Origin of the sequence: Streptomyces olivaceoviridis (assembly GCF_014650115.1) — a bacterium.
Lineage (GTDB): Bacteria > Actinomycetota > Actinomycetes > Streptomycetales > Streptomycetaceae > Streptomyces > Streptomyces olivaceoviridis.
In genome coordinates this window covers 84,276-104,135 of record NZ_BMUI01000011.1, presented here as the reverse complement: position 1 = coordinate 104,135, position 19,860 = coordinate 84,276, and the positions used below count along the sequence as shown (strand labels likewise).

Here is a 19,860-nt window from a genome sequence, read left to right as displayed (position 1 = left end):
CCGGGCGGCTGTCGCGGGCCACAATGGGGGCGTGACTGACTCCGGACCCGCTCCCCTGCCCGCTTCCGACCGGCCCGACATCGCCGCGCGCCTGAGGGACGCGCTGCTGGCCGCCTCCTTCACCGCCGACGGGCTGCTCGACCTGCTCGGCGCGCCCGCGTACGCGGCGCTGGCCCGCAGCGAGACCGTGCCCGCTCTCCGGGCGACCCGTGGCGACTCGCCACTGGAGACGCTCGTACGGCTGTTCCTGCTCCAGCAACCGGTGCCCCACGCGCGCGTGGCGGCCGTTCTGCCGGTCGAGGAGGCGGTGGAGGCCGGCTGGCTCAGGCGCGTGGGCGGTGACGAGGTGGCCGCGACCGTGGACGTGCGGCCGTACGGCGGCCCCGGCGGCGAGGACTGGTTCATCGTCTCCGACCTCGGCTGCGCGGTCGGCGGAGCCGGCGGCATCGGACAGCGCGACGAGGGTGTCGTCCTGGGCGTCGGCGGCGCCTCGACGACCCTCGCCGGTATCACCGTCCGCACCCCCGTCGCCGCCGCCCTGGACCTGGGCACCGGGTCCGGCATCCAGGCGCTGCACGCCGCGCAGCACGCCACACGCGTCACGGCGACCGACCTCAACCCGCGCGCGCTGCACATCACGGCGCTCACGCTGGCGCTCTCCGGGGCGCCCGCCGCCGACCTGCGCGAGGGCTCGCTGTTCGAACCGGTCCGGGACGACGAGACGTTCGACCTGATCGTCTCCAACCCGCCGTTCGTGATCTCCCCGCGCGCCCGGCTGACGTACCGGGACGGTGGCATGGGCGGGGACGATCTGTGCCGCTCGCTCGTTCAGGAAGCGGGGGAACGGCTGAACGAGGGCGGGTTCGCGCAGTTCCTCGCGAACTGGCAGCACGTGGCGGGGGAGGACTGGCAGGACAGACTCAGGTCGTGGGTGCCGCGCGGGTGCGATGCCTGGATCGTGCAGCGCGAGGTGCAGGACGTCACGCAGTACGCCGAGCTGTGGCTGAGGGACGCCGGTGACCACCGTGGGGACCCGGCGGAGTACCAGGCGCGGTACGACGCCTGGCTCGACGAGTTCGAGGCGCGCAAGGTCAGGGCGGTCGGCTTCGGCTGGATCACCCTGCGCAGGACCGGGTCCGCCGAGCCCGTCGTCACCGTGGAGGAGTGGCCGCACCCGGTCGAACAGCCGCTCGGGGAGACGATCCGGGCGCACTTCGAGCGGCTCGACTATCTCCGGGAGCACGACGACGCGGCGCTGCTGGACAGCCGCTTCAAGCTCGTCCCCGAGGTGGTCCAGGAGCAGGTCGGGCTGCCCGGCGCCGAGGACCCGGAGCATGTGGTGCTGCGCCAGCACCGCGGGATGCGCCGGGCGACGAAGGTGGACACGGTGGGTGCCGGGTTCGCGGGGGTGTGCGACGGCACGCTGAGCGCGGGCCGCATCCTGGACGCCATCGCGCAGCTCGTCGGCGAGGACCCGGTGGTGCTCCGCGACCGCACGCCCGCGCAGATCCGGCTGCTGGTGGAGCAGGGCTTCCTGGAGCCGGCGGGCTGAGCGGGCGCGCGGGGCGGGAAGCGCCGCTCTGAGCGGTGTCGCGGCGCCGGGTGAGAGGCCCCGGGAGGAGCGGTGCCGGGCAGGTGCCGTACGCCGGGTGCCCGTGCCGTCGTAGGCGCGGTCGGATCCTCTTCCGATCGCGTCGCGCGCGTCGTCGTATGCCGGGGGCACGGGCCCGGTGGGATTGCCGAGCGGGGGCGGCGCCGGACCGTTTCGCGAAAACGGCCGGAAAAAAATATCGGCAGCAGGTGTGAGCCCGTTTGGTTCGAGTGTATGTTCGAGCACTGAGGGGTCTTCCGTTCACCCCGATGTCGCCCTCCCGCCTCCCGCGCGTGCCACCCTCCCGGCGCTGGGCAGAGCCGACGGCAGGGAAGGGGTGCTCGGGCGATGGAGAGCGGGCCGGCGATCTTCGCGGGAGTGGTGTTCGCCCTGTTCGGGGCCGGTCTGCTGGCGTGGACCGGCACCCGTCTGCGGCGCCGGGAACCGGTGGCCGCCGGTGTGAGTCGGGTCGCATCCGCCGCCGTCGCGAGCCTGGCCGGGACGATCGCGCTGGGCCTCGCCGTGTACTGCCTGACCCGGCTCTGAGACGGGTACCCGCCGTGTCCGGCGGGTAAGGGGAACATCACGCTCCGGACAGGATCGCGGGGGTGACCGGTCAGTCCGGGCGGCAGGAATGGCGGTAGTCGGGTTACCGTTCGAGTGGCCGTTGTGGGCTTTTCCCGTTTGACACGGGGGCGGGATGTAGCGTCACACTCCGCAGCGTCACACGTGCCAGCAGTACGCCGCGACCCCGGGACCAAGGCCTGGGGAGGCCCCAGCGTCGACCGGAGAGAAGAGCGAAGTTGTCCCCGACCAGCGAGACCGCACAGGGCGGCCGCCGACTCGTCATCGTCGAGTCGCCTGCCAAGGCGAAGACGATCAAGGGCTACCTCGGCCCCGGATACGTCGTCGAAGCGAGCGTCGGGCACATCCGCGACCTTCCCAACGGCGCCGCGGAGGTGCCCGAGAAGTACACCGGCGAGGTCCGTCGCCTCGGTGTGGACGTCGACCATGACTTCCAGCCGATCTATGTGATCAACGCGGACAAGAAGGCCCAGGTCAAGAAGCTCAAGGACCTCCTGAAGGACTCCGACGAGCTGTTCCTCGCCACTGACGAGGACCGGGAGGGCGAGGCGATCGCCTGGCACCTCCAGGAGGTCCTGAAGCCGAAGATCCCGGTCAAGCGCATGGTGTTCCACGAGATCACCAAGGACGCGATCCGCGAGGCCGTCGCCAACCCGCGCCAGCTCAACCAGAAGCTGGTCGACGCCCAGGAGACCCGCCGCATCCTCGACCGCCTCTACGGCTACGAGGTCTCCCCGGTGCTCTGGAAGAAGGTCATGCCCCGGCTGTCGGCCGGCCGCGTGCAGTCCGTCGCCACACGGCTCGTCGTGGAGCGGGAACGCGAGCGCATCGCTTTCCGTTCCGCTGAGTACTGGGACCTGACGGGCACCTTCGCGACCGGCCGCGCGGGGGACCCATCGGACCCGTCGTCGCTGGTCGCCCGCCTCCAGACCGTCGACGGCCGGCGGGTCGCGCAGGGCCGCGACTTCGACTCCCTGGGACAGCTCAAGAGCGAGAACACGCTCCACCTCGACCAGGCGACCGCCCGCGCCCTCGCCGCCGCCCTGGAGGACACCCGCTTCTCCGTGCGGTCCGTCGAGTCCAAGCCGTACCGCCGCTCGCCGTACGCCCCGTTCCGTACGACGACGCTCCAGCAGGAGGCCAGCCGCAAGCTCGGCTTCGGCGCGAAGGCGACCATGCAGGTCGCCCAGAAGCTGTACGAGAACGGCTACATCACGTACATGCGTACGGACTCCACGACGCTGAGCGACACGGCGATCTCCGCTGCCCGCGCCCAGGTCACGCAGCTGTACGGCGCCGGCTACCTGCCGCCGCAGCCGCGCACCTACGCCGCCAAGGTCAAGAACGCCCAGGAGGCGCACGAGGCGATCCGCCCGTCGGGTGATCGTTTCCGCACGCCCGCGGAGACCGGCCTGACCGGTGACCAGTTCAAGCTGTACGAGCTCATCTGGAAGCGGACCGTCGCCTCCCAGATGAAGGACGCGACCGGCAACAGCGTCACGGTGAAGATCGGCGGCACCGCCGCCGACGGCCGGGACGTCGAGTTCAGCGCCTCCGGCAAGACGATCACCTTCCACGGCTTCCTGAAGGCCTACGTCGAGGGTGCCGACGACCCGAACGCCGAGCTGGACGACCGCGAGCGCCGGCTGCCGCAGGTCGCCGAGGGCGACGCGCTGTCCGCCGAGGAGATCACGGTCGACGGCCACGCCACCAAGCCCCCGGCCCGCTACACCGAGGCCTCCCTGGTCAAGGAGCTGGAAGAGCGCGAGATCGGCCGCCCGTCGACGTACGCGTCGATCATCGGCACGATCCTGGACCGCGGCTACGTCTTCAAGAAGGGCACGGCCCTGGTGCCGTCGTTCCTGTCGTTCGCCGTGGTGAACCTCCTGGAGAAGCACTTCGGGCGGCTCGTCGACTACGACTTCACGGCCAAGATGGAGGACGACCTCGACCGCATCGCGGCGGGTGAGGCCAAGGCCGTGCCGTGGCTGAAGCGTTTCTACTTCGGCGAGGGGACGGCCACGGGCGGCGCGGCCGACGCCGGCAACGGCGACGGCGACCACCTCGGCGGCCTCAAGGAGCTGGTGACCGACCTGGGCGCGATCGACGCGCGCGAGGTGTCGTCGTTCCCGGTCGGCAACGACATCGTGCTCCGCGTCGGCCGCTACGGCCCGTACATCGAGCGCGGCGAGAAGGACACCGAACAGCACCAGCGCGCCGACATCCCGGACGACCTGGCACCGGACGAGCTGACCGTCGAGCTGGCCGAGGAACTGCTGGCCAAGCCCAGCGGCGACTTCGAGCTGGGCACCGACCCGGCCACCGGCCACGCGATCGTCGCCAAGGCCGGCCGCTACGGCCCGTACGTCACGGAAGTCCTCCCCGAGGGCACCCCGAAGACCGGCAAGAACGCGGTCAAGCCGCGCACGGCCTCGCTCTTCAAGTCCATGTCGCTCGACACGGTGACGCTGGACGACGCGCTGAAGCTGATGTCGCTGCCGCGTGTCGTCGGCACCGACGCGGACGGCCAGGAGATCACCGCGCAGAACGGCCGCTACGGCCCGTACCTGAAGAAGGGCACGGACTCGCGCTCGCTCCAGTCCGAGGACCAGCTCTTCACGATCACGCTGGAGGAGGCGCAGGCGATCTACGCCCAGCCGAAGCAGCGCGGCCGAGCGGCGGCCAAGCCGCCGCTGAAGGAGCTGGGCGAGGACCCGGTCTCCGGCAAGCCGGTCGTGGTCAAGGACGGCCGCTTCGGTCCGTACGTCACCGACGGCGAGACCAACGCGACCCTGCGCTCCGGCGACAGCGTCGAAACGATCACTCCTGAGCGTGGTTTCGAGCTGCTCGCCGAGAAGCGCGCGAAGGCGCCCGCCAAGAAGACCGCGAAGAAGGCGGCGGCGAAGAAGACCGCCCCGGCGAAGAAGACCGCCGCCAAGAAGACGGCCGCGAAGAAGACGACGGCCGCGGCGAAGAAGACGACCGCCAAGAAGGCGACGGCTTCCAGGGCGACGGCTTCCGGCGCGGAGGACTGACACTCCGCGGGACCGGCGGTCTCCTCTTCCGGTGCGCACGACGAACGCCCCGGCACCCCCTCGGTGCCGGGGCGCGCGCATGCCCGGACACGTGAGGTGTGGTGTCAGCGGCTGCGGATAGGCTGAACGCATGACGCGAGCCGAGCAGCCGACGGCCCACACCACAGCACCGGACGACGCCCTGGTCGCGGACTCCCGCGAGCGCGCCGTCCGTTCCCTGCTGCGCCGACCGCAACTGAAGCGCCTGTGGAGCGCGCAGTTGGTGAGCGGTGTCGGCGACACCCTGTCCCTCCTCGTCCTCGTCCTCCTGGTCCTCCAATCGGCGATCGCCGAGGGGGCCTTCGGCGGCGGCTACCGGGGCGTGGCGTTCGCAGTGGCGACGGTCTTCGCCGCGCGGGTCCTCGCCGCGCTGCTCTTCGGCGCCGTCCTCCTCGGCCCGCTGACCTCGCTCACCGCCCAGGAGGGCCCGCTCGACCGCCGCTGGACCATGGTCGGCGCCGACGGCCTGCGCGCGGCGCTGATGATCGTCGCGCCGCTGTGGATCGACTGGACGCCGGACAACGCGCTGGCCGTCCTGCTGGTCACCGCCTTCGTCACCGGTGTCGCCGAACGGCTGTGGACCGTCTGCCGGGAGAGCGCCGCTCCGGCCCTGCTGCCGGCCCCGCCGCCGGAGGGCGCGACGGTACGACCGCTGCCGGACCACCTGGACGCCCTGCGCCGCCTGTCGCTGCGGACGACCTTCCTGGCGGTGCCGCTGGCCGCCGCCGCCCTGGTCGTCGCCGCCCTGTTGAACAACCTGCTGGGGACCGGCGTGGCCTGGTTCGACCAGCACCAGGCGGCCCTCGGGTCGTATGTGGCGGCGGGCCTGTTCGCCGCCTCGCTGTCCGTGCTGACCTATCTGGAGCTGCCCGCCACGCGCACCCCGCGCGCGCGGTCACCGCTGGAGGGCCTGCGCCGCCCGCGCACCGGCACCGGCGTCGACAAGGGCCGTACGGGCGCCATTCCGCTGCTCGTCCCGGCCTGCGCCGGAGTCGCCGGCGCCATCGCGGCGGCCGTCTCGGTGAGCGTGCTGCACGCCAAGGACCTGGGCGGCGGCCCCGTGCTGTACGGCCTGCTGGTGCTGGGCCTGACCGGCGGTGTCGCCGTCGGCATCCGCACCGCCCCCGCGCTGCTGCCCTCACTCTCCCGCCGCCGTCTGCTGGCCCTGGCCATCGCCGTCACCGGCATCGCCCTGCTGGCCGCCGGGCTGGTCCCGGACGTCACCACGGTCCTGCTGATCGTCACGCTGGCAGGCGTCGGCGCGGGCGTGGCCGCCAACACCGGGCACACCCTGCTCGACCAGGAGACCGAGGACTCCCGCCGGGCGCGCACCACCGAACACCTGCACGCCATGAGCCGCGTCTTCATAGCGCTCGGCGCACTGATCGCGCCCCTGGTCGCGGCCCTGATCGGCCCGCACCGGCTGGAGAACGGCAAGTTCGTCTTCGCGCACGGCGGCGCCGCCTTCACCTTCATGCTGGTCGGCGCGCTGCTGCTGCCGGTGGCCGCACTGGTGCTCGCCAAGGTCGACGACCGCTCCGGCGTGCCGCTGCGGCAGGACCTCAAGGACGCCCTGCTGGGCGGCGACGACCCGGTCACCGCTCCGGCGGCCAACGGCTTCTTCATCGCCCTGGAGGGCGGCGACGGCGCCGGCAAGTCCACCCAGGCCGAGGCGCTCGCCGAGTGGATCCGCGCCAAGGGCCACGAGGTCGTGCTCACCCGCGAGCCCGGCGCCACCCCCGTGGGCAAGCGGCTGCGCTCGATCCTGCTGGACGTCTCGTCGGCGGGCCTGTCCCACCGCGCGGAGGCGCTGCTGTACGCCGCCGACCGCGCCGAGCACGTCGACACCGTCGTACGACCCGCCCTGGAACGCGGCGCGGTGGTGATCACCGACCGCTACATCGACTCCTCCGTCGCCTACCAGGGCGCCGGCCGCGACCTGTCCCCGACCGAGATCGCCCGCATCAACCGCTGGGCCACCAACGGTCTCGTCCCGCACCTGACCGTCCTGCTGGACGTCGCCCCGGAGACCGCCCGCGAGCGGTTCACCGAGGCACCGGACCGGCTGGAGTCGGAGCCCGCGGAGTTCCACGCGCGCGTGCGGGCCGGTTTCCTCACGCTGGCCGCCTCCGACCCCGGGCGCTACCTGGTCGTGGACGCCGGGCAGGAGCCCGAGGCCGTCACCACCGTGATCCGGCACCGGCTGGATGTCGTGCTGCCGCTGTCCGAGGCCGAGATCAAGGCCCAGGAGGAGGCCCGCAGGAAGGCCGAGGAGGAGGCCCGCCGCAAGGCCGAGGAAGAGGCCGCCCGCAAGGCCGAGGAGGAGCGCCTGGAGCGCGAGCGCCAGGAGCAGCTGGCCAAGCTGCGTGCCGAGGAGGAGGAGCGCAAGCGGCGCGAGCTGGAGGAGGCGCAGCGGCGCGAGGCCGAACGGCAGGCGGAGGAGGCCCGGCAGCGGGCCGAGGAGGCCCGTCGGCGCGCGGAGGAGGAGCGGCAGCGGCTGCTCGCCGAGGAGAAGGCACGCGCGGAGGAGGAGGCCCGCCGCAGGGCCGAGGAGGAGCGACGCCGCAAGCAGGCCGAGGAGGAGGCCCGGCTGCGCGCCGAGGAGGAGGCCCGGCGCCTGGAGGCCCAGCGCAAGGCCGAGGAGGCGCTGCTGCGGGCGGAGGAGGCCCGCCGGCAGGCTGCCGAGGCCGCGTCGGCGGCCGACGCCGCGGCCCGCAGGCCCAGCACGCCTCTGCCGACGGCACCGCGGGTGGTTTCTGACGCGGCCACGGTCCCGACGCCCGTGGTGTCGCCGGAAGAGGCCGCGCGCGGGACGGACACGCGGGGCACCGACGACGAGACGACCGTGCTGCGTCCGGTGCGCGAGGAGCGCGCCGCCCGCGACACCCGGGGTGTCCACCCCGACTCCGAAGTGACCGCCGAGCTGCCGCAGCCGCCGGCCGTCGCCGGGCCGGCCGACGAGACCGCGGTGCTGCCGCAGGTGCCGGCGGGCGCGGCGGACGAGACGGCCGTGCTGCCGCCGGTGTCCGCCGACGAGACGGCCGAGCTGCCCAGGGTGGCTCCGGGTGCGGCGGACGAGACCGCGGTGCTGCCGCCCGTACGGGACGGCGACCCGGCCGACCGGGTGCCGCCCGGCTTCTTCCGGGAGGAGCGGCCCGCCGCGGGCCCCGACGGCTCCGAGCCGCGCACGCGCGAGATGCCCCAGATCGACGCCGACGGCACGCCCCGCCGCCGCCCGCGCCCCGACTGGGCCGAGGAGACCCCGCTGGACGACCTGCCCACGCTGGCCGACGAGCTGCTGGGTTCGTACGACGAGGGGCAGTACGGCGACCAGGGCGACGGCGGGGAACAGGGCCGCAAGGGGCGCGGCCGGGGCCGCCGCGGCTGAGCCGCACGCTGGTGAGGGCCGGGTGTCCGGGCGCTGGTGAGGGCCGGCGCCTGGGACATCGGCGGGCGGTGCTTCCGGGTGTCGGTGCCGGCTGCGGCTCCGGGTGGAGGCACGGTGTCGGCGATGGCCGCCGCCCTTGGCCGTTGGCAAGGCGTGGGGGACGGCGGCAGCCCGTGGCCGACGGCAAGGTGTGTCGGTGCCGCGGTCTCTCGCCGTCGGCGGGGCGCGGGTGTCGGCCGGTGCTCGGGTGCGGACCTGGGTGTCGGCGTGTGCGGTTGCCGTCGTTGCCGGTCAGGTGCGGGCGTCGGCGCCGGCCGTGGCCTCCGCCACCGGACAGGCGTAGCCCTCTGGACAGGCATGGCCCCTACTGGGCAGGCGCAGCCCCCGCTGGGCAGGCGTAGCCCTGGTTGGACAGGCGTAGCCACCGCCTGCGGACGGGCGTAAGCCACCGGCGGGTGCCTCCGGGCAGGCGTAGTCCCCGCCTCAGGGCAGACACGCAGTCCACCGGTGCCACCGCCTCCGCGACCTCCGTCCGCCCCGGTTGTCAGTGCCCACCCGCACAATGGAGGGCGGAACGCGGAGTGTGACGGAAGGGCGGCGTGACCCATGACCGTGTGGGACGACCTCGTCGGGCAGGAGAAGGTGAGCGCGGTGCTGGACGCCGCCGCGCGGGACGCCGACGCCCTCGTCACGGCCGCCGCGGCGGACCAGCCGCTGCCCGAGACGTCGAAGATGACCCACGCCTGGCTCTTCACCGGCCCGCCCGGCGCGGGCCGGAACCAGGCGGCCAGGGCCTTCGCCGCCGCCTTGCAGTGCGTGAGCCCCGACCGCGCGCTCGGCGGCTCCCCCGGCTGCGGCTTCTGCGACGGCTGCCACACCGCCCTGCTCGGCACCCACGCGGACGTCACGTCGGTCGCCGCGGTCGGCTCCGAGATCCTGGTCAAGGACATGCGGGACACGGTCCGCAAGTCGTTCACCTCCCCGGCGAACGGCCGCTGGCAGATCATCCTGGTCGAGGACGCCGAGCGGCTGAACGAGAAGTCGGCCAACGCGGTCCTCAAGGCGGTGGAGGAGCCCGCCCCGCGCACGGTCTGGCTGCTGTGCGCCCCCTCCATCGAGGACGTCCTGCCGACCATCCGCTCCCGCTGCCGCCACCTGAACCTGCGCACGCCGTCCGTCGAGGCGGTCGCCGACATGCTCATGCGGCGCGACGGCATCGAGCCGGAGGTCGCCGCGTCCGCCGCCCGCGCCACCCAGGGGCACGTCGACCGGGCCCGCCGCCTGGCCACCGACCCGGCGGCCCGCGAGCGCCGGGCCGCCGTGCTGAAGCTCCCGCTGCGGCTGGACGAGGTCGGCGCCTGCCTGAGGGCGGCCCAGGAACTGGTCGACGCGGCTGCCGAGGACGCCAAGCAGCTCGCCGAGGAGATGGACGGCAAGGAGACCGAGGAGCTGAAGGCGGCGCTCGGCGCGGCCCAGGGCGGCCGCATGCCGCGCGGCACGGCGGGGGTGATGAAGGAGCTGGAGGACATGCAGAAGCGCCGCAGAACCCGCACGCAGCGCGACAGCCTGGACGTCGCCCTCGGCGACCTCACCGCCTTCTACCGCGACGTCCTCGCCCTGCAACTCGGCACGCGCGTGGCGCTCGCCAACGCCGACGCGGAGGACGCCCTGGAGCGGCTGGCCCGGGTCGGCACCCCGGAGTCCACCCTCCGCCGTATCGAGGCGATCTCCGCGTGCCGCGAGGCCCTGGACCGCAATGTGGCTCCGCTGCTGGCGGTGGAGGCGATGACGATGGCGCTGCGCGCGGGGTGAGGCGCCCAGCCCGTGAGGGCGACCGGCCGGGCGGGGTTCTGCCCGTCAGGGCGGCCGGCTGAGGGGGGAGGAGGTCACCGTGTCCCTCGTACGAGCCACAATGCCCACGCACCGCACACGCGCCGTCGCACACGGTTAGGCTCGCCGGATGTACACCAGGCCATCTCCCCGCACCCGCCGGACCCGGGGCACCCGCGCCCGGACGACGGCCCGCCGCACGGCGACGCTCCTCACGGCCGCCGCACTGCTCGTGTCCGCCTGCTCCTCCGGGAGCTCGACCACATCATCCGCGGGCGGGACGGTGCAGGCGGCGCTGGCCGCGCTGCCGCATGCGACGCCGTCGGCGCTGACGCCGTACTACGGCCAGCGGCTGAGCTGGCGCGACTGCGGTGTGCCCGGATTCCAGTGCGCGACGATGAAGGCGCCGCTGGACTACGCAAGGCCCGACGCGGGCACCGTACGGCTCGCCGTGGCCCGCAAGAAGGCCACCGGCAAGGGCAAGCCGCTCGGCTCCCTGCTGGTCAACCCGGGTGGACCGGGGGGTTCGGCGGTCGGATACCTCCAGCAGTACGCGGGCATCGGCTACCCGGCTCAGGTCCGGGCCCGCTACGACATGGTCGCGGTGGACCCACGGGGAGTCGCCCGCAGCGAGCCCGTCCAATGCCTCGACGGGCGACAGATGGACGCGTACACGCAGACGGACACCACCCCCGACGACCAGCGGGAACGGGACGCGCTGGTCGCGGCGGACCGGAAGTTCGCGGAGAGCTGCGGGGCCCGCTCGGCACGGCTGCTGCGGCATGTCTCCACCGTCGAGGCGGCACGGGACATGGACATCCTGCGGGCGGCGCTCGGCGACCGGAAACTCAACTACGTCGGGGCGTCGTACGGCACGTTCCTCGGGGCGACGTACGCCGGACTGTTCCCCCGGCAGGTCGGCCGGATGGTCCTGGACGGCGCGATGGACCCGACCCTGGACGCCCGCAGGCTGAACCTGGACCAGACGGCGGGCTTCGAGACGGCGTTCCAGGCGTTCGCGAAGGACTGCGTACGGCAGTCCGACTGCCCGCTCGGCGGGAGGGGCACGACGCCGGCGCGGGTCGGCGCCAACATGAAGGCGTTCTTCCGCAAGCTGGACACCCACCCCATCCCGGCGGGCGACGCGGACGGCCGCAAGCTGGGGGAGCCGCTGGCCACGACCGGGGTGATCGCGTCGATGTACGACGAGGCGTCCTGGGAGCAACTGCGCGAGGCGCTGACCTCGGCGATGAGGGAGAACGACGGCGCCGGCCTGCTGGCCCTCGCCGACAGCTACTACGAGCGGGACGCGAAAGGCCACTACAGCAATCTGATGATGGCCAACGCCGCCGTGAACTGCCTGGACCTGCCGCCGGCCTTCTCCGGTCCCGAGGACGTCGAGAAGGCGCTGCCCGAGTTCGAGAAGGCGTCCCCCGTCTTCGGCCCGGGCCTGGCGTGGGCCTCGCTGAACTGCGCGTACTGGCCGGTGCGGGCGACGGGTGAGCCGCACCGCATCGAGGCGAAGGGGGCGGCGCCGATCGTGGTGGTCGGCACGGTCCGCGACCCGGCCACCCCGTACCGCTGGGCCCGGTCCCTGGCCCGCCAGCTCTCCTCGTCCCGCCTGCTGACCTACGACGGCGACGGCCACACGGCGTACGGCCGGGGCAGCGCCTGCATCGACACGGCGATCGACACCTACCTCCTCCGCGGCACCCCGCCGGCCGCCGGGAAGCGCTGCTCATAGCCCCTGCCGCCCACCCCGGAACCACCCACTCCGGGGTGGGTACGAACCACCCCGGGAAACTGTGTAGACTTACCGACGTTGCCGATCGCACCCTGGTGCGGGCAGCACGCCGCTTTAGCTCAGATGGCCAGAGCAACGCACTCGTAATGCGTAGGTCTCGGGTTCGAATCCCGAAAGCGGCTCCACTGGAAACCCCGGCCAGGACGCTCCTGGCCGGGGTTTCTCGTTCCGTGGACGTGACGGCGGCGCCGCGCCCGCTCGGCTCGCCTCCGTCTCGTCGACGGCGAGCCGCTCCCAGGCGGTGGCCTGCCCGACTCGACGGCTGCGAGGTTCGGTGTCCCGTGATCCCTCTGTCCGCTGCTGACGTTCCCGGTCCCGTACTGCCCACCTGGGCCACGATCGTCATCGTCGTCGTCGGCGCCCCGCTGATGGCTGTGCGTCTCTACCGCATGTACCGCCGCCGGAACCGCGACTAGCCGCGGAAGCGGTTGCGGTGCGGCTTCTTCTGCTTCCGCCTGGTCTTCCTGTTCGCGTCCTCATGGCGGTCCAGGATGGCGACGGGGGCGGAGGTGCCCTCAAGTGACAAAACCGGAACAAAGACGCGGCAAAGTGAACCGGCGTCCGGTGAACCCGCGGACCTGAGGCAACATCTTGGTGAAGGGCGGGCAGCGCGCGTTCGGGACGCGGTGCCGCTGTCGGCCGGATGGGGTGAGGGACGTGGTGGAGCCGAGGATCGCCGTCGCCGTGGTGACCATGGGCAACCGGCCCGCCGAGGTCGACGCCCTGCTGGAGTCCGTGGCCAAGCAGGACCTCGCCCCCGCCCGCATCGTGATCGTCGGCAACGGCTGCCGGCTACCCGAGTTCGCCCACCGGCTCTCCCTGCCCGGCGAGGTCACGACCATCGACGTCGAGGAGAACCTCGGCTGCCCGGGCGGCCGGAACGTCGCCCTCGCCCGGCTGCGGGAGTTCGGGGACGTCGACGTCGTCGTGGAACTGGACGACGACGGGCTGCTCGTCGACCCCGACGTGCTGCGCCGGGTGCGTGACCTGTACGCCGCCGATCCGCGCCTCGGCATCGTCGGCTTCCGCATCGCCGACGAGCGGGGCGAGACCCAGCAGCGGCATGTGCCGAGGATCGGCAAGTCCGACCCGCTGCGCGGCGGCTACGTCACCGGCTTCCTCGGCGGCGGACACGCCCTGCGCATGGACATGCTGGCCGAGACCGGGGACTGGCCCGCCGAGTTCTTCTTCGCGCACGAGGAGACCGACCTGGCCTGGCGGGCCGCCGACGCCGGCTGGAAGATCCTGTACGCCCCGGAACTGCTCCTCCAGCACCCCAAAACCTCACCGGCCCGGCACGCCATCTACTACCGGGTCAACGCCCGCAACCGCGTCTGGCTCGTCCGGCGCCGGCTGCCACTGCCGCTCGTCCCGGTGCACCTCGGGGTGTGGACGCTCCTCACCCTCGCCCGCACCCGTTCCACGGCGGGGCTCAATGCCTGGTTCGGCGGGTTCGCGGAGGGGCTGCGGGAGCAGGCCGGTGAACGGCGGCCGATGCGCTGGCGGACGGTGTGGAGGCTCACCCGGCTGGGACGGCCGCCGGTGATCTGAGCAAGGGAGCCGAAGAGGCCTGGGGAGGGGAACGGGACGGGGCCCCGGTCGTTCACCTCCGCCGGCCGGGGCCCTTGTCGTCCCCGGATCCAGCCTGCGGCGACACTCCCCCGAGTTACGCGTGCTACGCGCGCGCCGTCGGGCCGAATCCGATGGAATGATCACATCAGGATGCGCCAACGGATCGCTAACATGTGGCCAACGGTTCGTCAGTGGACCGAGGAGCGGTTGGCCGGAAGTCCTCCGGTGGCAGCGGGAACTTCGCCTTCGGGTGGGCGGATTCAACTGCCGGATGGCGGAGGGCCGGTGGGTCGGCCGACGGTTGGCCGACAGGATGAAGGTGGCGGGAAACCGCTGTGGACAGGGCGGAATTCCGCCAGGTGACGGCGGGTACACACCCGCCGCGGAGCGCGGTCGGATCCGACCGCGCGGGAAGGCAGTGGAGCGGCGTGATGCGGCGGTGCGAGCTGCACTTCGGACTGCTGGGACCGCCGGTCCTCTACGACCGACCGCCCTACGGAATCTCGTACGACAGCTCTTGCGCCACCTCTCCGGAAACCTCCGGCACCGCTCCCCGAGCCGCCGGTGCCGCACCCCGATCCTCCGGTCCCCCCACCGCCCGTCGTCCCGCCGAGAAGGCCGGCCACGACGCCCCCGACCACGGCATCCGAGCCATCGGCAGCCCCAAGGTCCGCGCCCTGCTCGCCGCGCTGCTGCTGGAACCCGGCCGGGTCGTGTCGGTCGAGGCGCTGAAGGACGCGCTGTGGGGCGGCGCCCCTCCCGTCTCCGCGCAGGCTTCCCTGCACAACCACGTCACCCGGCTGCGCCGGCTCCTGGACGACCCCGAACGGCTCAGGGCCGTACCGCCCGGCTATGTGCTGCGGGTCGACCACGGCGAACTGGACGTGCACGTCTTCGACGCCCGGGTCGCCGAGGCGCGCGCCGCGCACGCCCGGCGCGACTGGCCGGGCGTCGTACGCGCCTGCGCCTCCGCGCTCGCGCTGTGGCGTGGCACGCCGCTCAGCGGACTCCCCGCCGACATCGGCGGCTACGCCCTCGTGCAGCGCCTGACTGAGGCGCGGCTGCTCCTGCTGGAGCTGCGCTACGACGCCGAGCTGGCCCTCGGCGGCGCCCGCCTGGCCGCGCTCGTCCCCGAGCTCGCGGCCCTGGTCGCCGAACATCCGCTGCGTGAGGCGTACCACCGTCAGCTGATGCTCGCCCTGCACCGCACCGGCCGCCAGGCCGAGGCCCTCGCCGTCCACCGTGATCTGCGTGCCCGCCTGGTCGAGGAGCTCGGCATCGAACCCGGCCCGACCGTCCGCGAGGCGCATGTCGAGGTGCTGCGGGGGAGCGGTGAGCAGCGGCGGCGGGACGTGGAGTACGGCGGCTCCGCGCGGCCGGCCGGGCAGGGCGGACAGCCGCGCCGGGAGGACGACTCGGCCGCCGGCGCCGGCAACGGCAACGACGACCGTACTGGTACCGGCACCCCCAGCCGCACCGTGGGTGATGCCGCGTCCCCGGCGCCGCAAGCACCCCCCGCGTCACCCTCCGCGCCCTCCGTGCCCCCCGCGCCCTCCGCGTCCTCACGCGAAGGTGACGGACCCGTCGTACGGCAGACCCCCCGTCCGGCCCAGTTGCCCGCCCCGCCGGCCCACTTCACCGGCCGTGCCGACGTGCGCCGCGAGCTGCGCCGCACGCTGGCCGAGCCGTCCGCTCCGGCCCCCGCCGTCGCGGTGGTCAGCGGAATGGCCGGCGTCGGCAAGAGCGCGCTGGCCCTGCACGTGGCCCATGAGTTGAGGGAACGTTTCACCGACGGTCAGCTCTACGTCAACCTGCACGGCGCCACCCCCGGCATGACCCCGCTCACCGCCACGCAGGCGCTCGCCGCGCTGCTGCGCGACCTCGGTGCGACGCCCCGGAACATCCCGGAACACCCGGATGCGGCCTCCGCGTTGCTCCGCTCGCTGCTCGCGCCCGCGCGCATCCTGCTGGTGCTGGACGACGCGGCGAACGCGGCACAGGTACGGCCCCTGCTGCCGGCCGGGCCCGGCTGCGCGGTGATCGTCACCAGCCGCTCACCGCTCACCGCGCTCGACGGCGCCCGTCGCTTCCCGCTCTCCCCGCTGACCGGTGAGGACAGCGCGGCCCTGCTGCGCACGGTGAGCGGGCGCGCGGGACTGGACGCCGGCCACGCGCTGGTCGAGCTGACCGGCCGGCTCCCGCTGGCGCTGCGCGTGGTCGCCGCCCGGCTCGCGGCCCGCCGCGCCCTGACCCCGGACGTCCTGGCCGGCCAACTCGCTGAGACCGGCGGGCGCTTGCGCCACCTGGAGTACGACGACCTGAGCGTCCGCCGTTCCCTGGCCGTCGCCCACGACGCGCTCGCCGCCGCCGAGCGCGAGGCCGACCGGGACGCGGCCCTCGCCCTGCGCCACATCGGCGCGCTCGACCTGCCCACCTACGGCGCCCCGCTGATCGCGCGCCTCACCGGCACGGACGAGCGCCGCGCCGAGGCCGCCCTGGACCGCCTGGTGGACGTCGCCCTCCTGGAGGAGACGGCGTACGGCCGCTACGCGCCCCACGACCTGGTCCGCGACTTCGCCCGCGAACTGGCCGACGCCGCCCCGAGGCCCACCGCGCGCCCGGCCGCCGACGCGGCAGGTACGGATGCCTTCGGCGGGGCTCCCGCGTCGGCCGGCAACGAGTCCTCCGCGGAGACCCCCGGCACGGCTGGCAACGGCGCGTCCGGCACCACCGACGCCGATGGCAGCGCCGGCACCACCGACGCCGATGGCAGCGCCGGCACCACCGACGCCGATGGCAGCGCCGGAACCACCGACCTCGCCGTCTCCGACGACGCACCCGGTCCCGAACCGGCCTCTGCCGTCTCCGACGACGCACCCGGTCCCGAACCGGCCTCTGCCGTCTCCGACGACGCACCCGGTCCCGAACCGGCCTCTGCCATCCCCGACGGCACACCCGGTCCCGGACCCGCCTCTCCCATCCCCGACCGCACACCCGGTCCCGTCCCCGGACCCGCACCCGCCGTCCCCGACCGCACCTCCCGTTCAGAAGGCGTCCCCGCCGTCCCCGACCGCACCCCCCGTCCAGAAGGCGTCCCCGCCGTCCCCGACCGCACCCCCCATCCCGAAGGCGCCCCCGCCGTCCCCGACCTGGCCGCCCTCCGGTGGTACGCCGCCATGGCCGAGCGGGTACTGACGGCGGTCGTGGAGCCCGGGCTCGATCAGGACGACCGGCGGCGGCCGACCTCCGCGCAGCCGGCGGAGCACGCGGCGGACGTGGCGGCCCTGGCGCCCTTCGAGTCGGCCGAGGAGGCGTTCGCCTGGGGTGAGCTGGAGCTGGAGAACGTCGTCACGCTGGTGGCACGCAACGCCGGCACCGACGATCCGCGCACGGCCGCCCTCCTCTCGGCGCTCGTACGGCTGCTGTTCCCCTACGTGCAGCGCAGCGGCCGGGTCGCCGAGATGGAGGTGCTGGGGCGGGCCGCGCTCGGTGCCGCGCGGCGGCTCGGGGACCCGGAGGCCGAGGCGTACGCGCTGGGCGACCTCGCGGGCCTGCACTTCCTGACCGGCCGGCAGAACGACGCCCTCGCCCTCACCGACCAGGCCCTGGAGGTCTGGGGGCGACTGGGCACGGCCTCCCGGATCCGGCGCTGCCTGAACAACCGAGGGCTGCTGCTGGAGGGACTGGGGCGCTTCGCCGAGTCGGGGGAGGCGCTGCGGCAGAGCCTCACCTACTCGCGGCTGCTGAACGACCCCTACGGCGAGGCCGTCACCCGCAGCCACCTGGGCAACCTCTACGAGCACACCGACCCGCGCGCCGCCATCGAGCAGCACCGGCGCTCGCTGGCCATCGGGGACGAGATCGGCGCCGTCATCGTGCAGCACTCGGCGCACTGCAACATCGGCTACGCCCATCTGACCCTCGGCGAACCGGCCGCCGCCGCCCGGCACTTCGAGGAGAGCCTGCGCATCCTCGGCGGTCACGGCGACTGGCACGGGGAGTCCCAGACCCGGCTCGGCCTGGTCCGCGCGCTGCGGCGGCTGGGGCACACCGAGCGGGCGGCGGACGAGTGCGCCGAGCTGCTGCGCCGGGCCGACGCCCGCGCCGACCGGTACATGGGCGGACTGGCCCTGCACCAGCACGGGTTCCTGCTGCGCGAGCGGGGGCGGCGGGCGGAGGCGTACGACGCCTGGCGCGCGGCCCGCGAGGCGCTGGACGGCACCGACGAGCAGGCGATCCTGGCGGAGCTGCGGGAGCTGTTGAGCGGCGGCCCGGCCGCGTGGTGATCCGCTGTGCACCCAGAGGGTGACAGGCGCTACTTGGCGTCGGCATAGCACCGCACCACCGCCGTCGTGAACGGGAACCGCACCGGTGTGTCGCCGAAGGTCAGCCGGCCGGCGAGGGCGGCGGACTCGCGGATGGCCTGGACGACGGCGTCGGCCTCCTCGGCGGGGCAGTGCACGATCACCTCGTCGTGCTGGAAGAAGACCAGCTCGGCCTTCAGCTCCGCGCAGGCCCGGCGCAGCGCGGCGAGCAGCAGCAGGGCCCAGTCGGCGGCGCTGCCCTGCACGACGAAGTTCCGTGCGAAGCGGCCCCGCGCGCGGGAGTCGGTCGACGCGTATCCGGGGCCCCAGCCGGTCTGGCCTTCCGGTCCTTCCTCGCCGATCGGGATGCCGGCCTCCTCCGCCGCGTCCTCGCCCGCCCGGGCGACCGGGGGGCAGGTGCGGCCCAGCCAGGTGCGCACCAGCCGGCCCTCCTCGCCCGCGCGGGCCGCCTCGTCGACGTAGGCGACGGCCTTGGGGAAGCGGCGGCGGAGCGCGGCGAGGTTCTTCAGGCCGTCCCCGGAGGTCTGGCCGTAGATCGCGCCGAGCACGGCGAGTTTGGCCTGGTTCCGGTCGCCGGAGAAGGCGCGGTCGGAGACGGACTGGTAGAGGTCGCTCTCGCGGCCGGCCACCTCCATCAGGCCCGGGTCGCGGGAGATCGCGGCCAGCACGCGCGGCTCCATCTGGTCGGCGTCGGCCACCACCAGCCGCCAGCCGGGGTCGGCGACGACGGCCCGGCGGATCACCTTGGGGATCTGCAGCGCGCCCCCGCCGTTGGTCACCCAGCGCCCGGTGACCGTGCCGCCGGCGAGGAACTCGGGGCGGAAGCGGCCGTCGCGCACCCAGTCCTGGAGCCAGGACCAGCCGTGGGCCACCCAGATGCGGTACAGCTTCTTGTACTCCAGCAGGGGCTCGACGGCCGGGTGGTCGACGGACTGGATCTCCCAGCGGCGGGTGGACTTCACCTTGATCCCGGCCTGCGCGAAGGACTTGATCACATCGGCGGGCAGATCGGGCCGCACCCGGCGGCCGAAGGCGGCGGACACCTCGTCGGCCAGCTCGGCGAGGCGGCGCGGCTCGCCGCCGCCCGCGTACCGCTCGCCGAGCAGGTCGTGCAGCACTTCGCGGTGGACCTCGGCGCTCCAGGGCAGACCCGCGTGGTTCATCTCGGCGGCGACCAGCATCCCGGCCGACTCGGCGGCGGTCAGCAGCCGCATGCGGTCGGGGTGGGCTGTCTTCTCGTGCCGCCGCACCTGGTCGGCGTAGACCGCGAGCAGGTCCGGCAGGGGCAGGCGGTTGCCGACGGGCTCGAAGAGCGGGGACTGGGCGCTCGGATCGGCCGCCCGCTGCGGCGGGTCGGGCGGGACGGGGCCGCCGCGGAGGCGGGCCAGGGCGGCGGCGGCCGAGCGCGGGTCGCCGTACCGCCCCTCGTGGCCGAGCAGGAGGGTCTCGGCGTCCTCGATGTCGTAGCACCGCTCCACTCGCACCCCCGTGGCGAGCAGGCGCGGGTAGACCTCGGGGGTCGACCGCCACACCCAGCGCGTCACCTCCGGGCGGCTCCGCACCGCCGCGGCGAGATCGCTTTCCCGCCGCACCGGTCCGGCGGGCAGCCCGTCCGGGCCGAGGGGGGCGACGTCCACGCCTTCGTCCTCGGCCGGTGCGAGCGCCCACCGGTCGGTCATGACTGCGAGTGT

At 74.0% G+C, this 19,860-nt stretch carries 10 protein-coding genes and 1 tRNA gene; 10 read left to right on the top strand and 1 reads right to left on the bottom strand.

Annotated features, from left to right (window positions below; translation table 11 throughout):
- Positions 1-31 precede the first annotated feature (31 nt).
- The 10 genes from IE273_RS21710 (at position 32) to IE273_RS21670 (ending at position 18,130) form a co-directional block, all read left to right on the top strand.
- Complete coding sequence (locus tag IE273_RS21710) at positions 32-1,552, top strand: DUF7059 domain-containing protein (RefSeq protein ID WP_189816843.1); 1,521 nt, start codon at positions 32-34, stop codon at positions 1,550-1,552.
- Between the two features lie 387 nt (positions 1,553-1,939).
- Positions 1,940-2,137 carry a hypothetical protein gene (locus tag IE273_RS21705; RefSeq protein ID WP_189816842.1) on the top strand — a complete coding sequence of 66 codons (198 nt, stop codon included), beginning with the start codon at positions 1,940-1,942 and terminating at the stop codon, positions 2,135-2,137.
- Positions 2,138-2,394: 257 nt separating this feature from the next.
- Complete coding sequence (topA, locus tag IE273_RS21700; protein ID WP_189816841.1) at positions 2,395-5,211, top strand: type I DNA topoisomerase; 2,817 nt, start codon at positions 2,395-2,397, stop codon at positions 5,209-5,211.
- Positions 5,212-5,341: 130 nt separating this feature from the next.
- Entirely contained in the window at positions 5,342-8,638 is a 3,297-nt protein-coding gene (gene tmk, locus IE273_RS21695; protein WP_189816840.1) for a dTMP kinase, read from the top strand.
- Positions 8,639-9,244: 606 nt separating this feature from the next.
- Positions 9,245-10,450: a DNA polymerase III subunit delta' gene (locus IE273_RS21690; RefSeq protein WP_189816839.1), complete on the top strand. Its 1,206-nt coding sequence runs from the start codon at positions 9,245-9,247 to the stop codon at positions 10,448-10,450.
- Between the two features lie 148 nt (positions 10,451-10,598).
- Complete coding sequence (locus tag IE273_RS21685; RefSeq protein WP_189816838.1) at positions 10,599-12,212, top strand: alpha/beta hydrolase; 1,614 nt, start codon at positions 10,599-10,601, stop codon at positions 12,210-12,212.
- Between the two features lie 108 nt (positions 12,213-12,320).
- Positions 12,321-12,397, top strand: a tRNA-Thr gene (locus IE273_RS21680).
- 156 nt (positions 12,398-12,553) lie between these two features.
- The gene (locus tag IE273_RS44715) at positions 12,554-12,688 is read left to right on the top strand and encodes a hypothetical protein (RefSeq protein WP_268257511.1); all 135 of its coding nucleotides are present in this window, start codon (positions 12,554-12,556) and stop codon (positions 12,686-12,688) included.
- Positions 12,689-12,929: 241 nt separating this feature from the next.
- The gene (locus IE273_RS21675) at positions 12,930-13,823 is read left to right on the top strand and encodes a glycosyltransferase family 2 protein (protein WP_189816837.1); all 894 of its coding nucleotides are present in this window, start codon (positions 12,930-12,932) and stop codon (positions 13,821-13,823) included.
- Positions 13,824-14,275: 452 nt separating this feature from the next.
- Positions 14,276-18,130: a BTAD domain-containing putative transcriptional regulator gene (locus IE273_RS21670; protein WP_189816836.1), complete on the top strand. Its 3,855-nt coding sequence runs from the start codon at positions 14,276-14,278 to the stop codon at positions 18,128-18,130.
- A 29-nt stretch (positions 18,131-18,159) separates the two neighbouring features.
- Here the strand turns inward: IE273_RS21670 and IE273_RS21665 are convergent, their stop codons facing one another.
- The gene (locus tag IE273_RS21665) at positions 18,160-19,848 is read right to left on the bottom strand and encodes a bifunctional 3'-5' exonuclease/DNA polymerase (RefSeq protein ID WP_189816835.1); all 1,689 of its coding nucleotides are present in this window, start codon (positions 19,846-19,848) and stop codon (positions 18,160-18,162) included.
- Between the last annotated feature and the right edge of the window lie 12 nt (positions 19,849-19,860).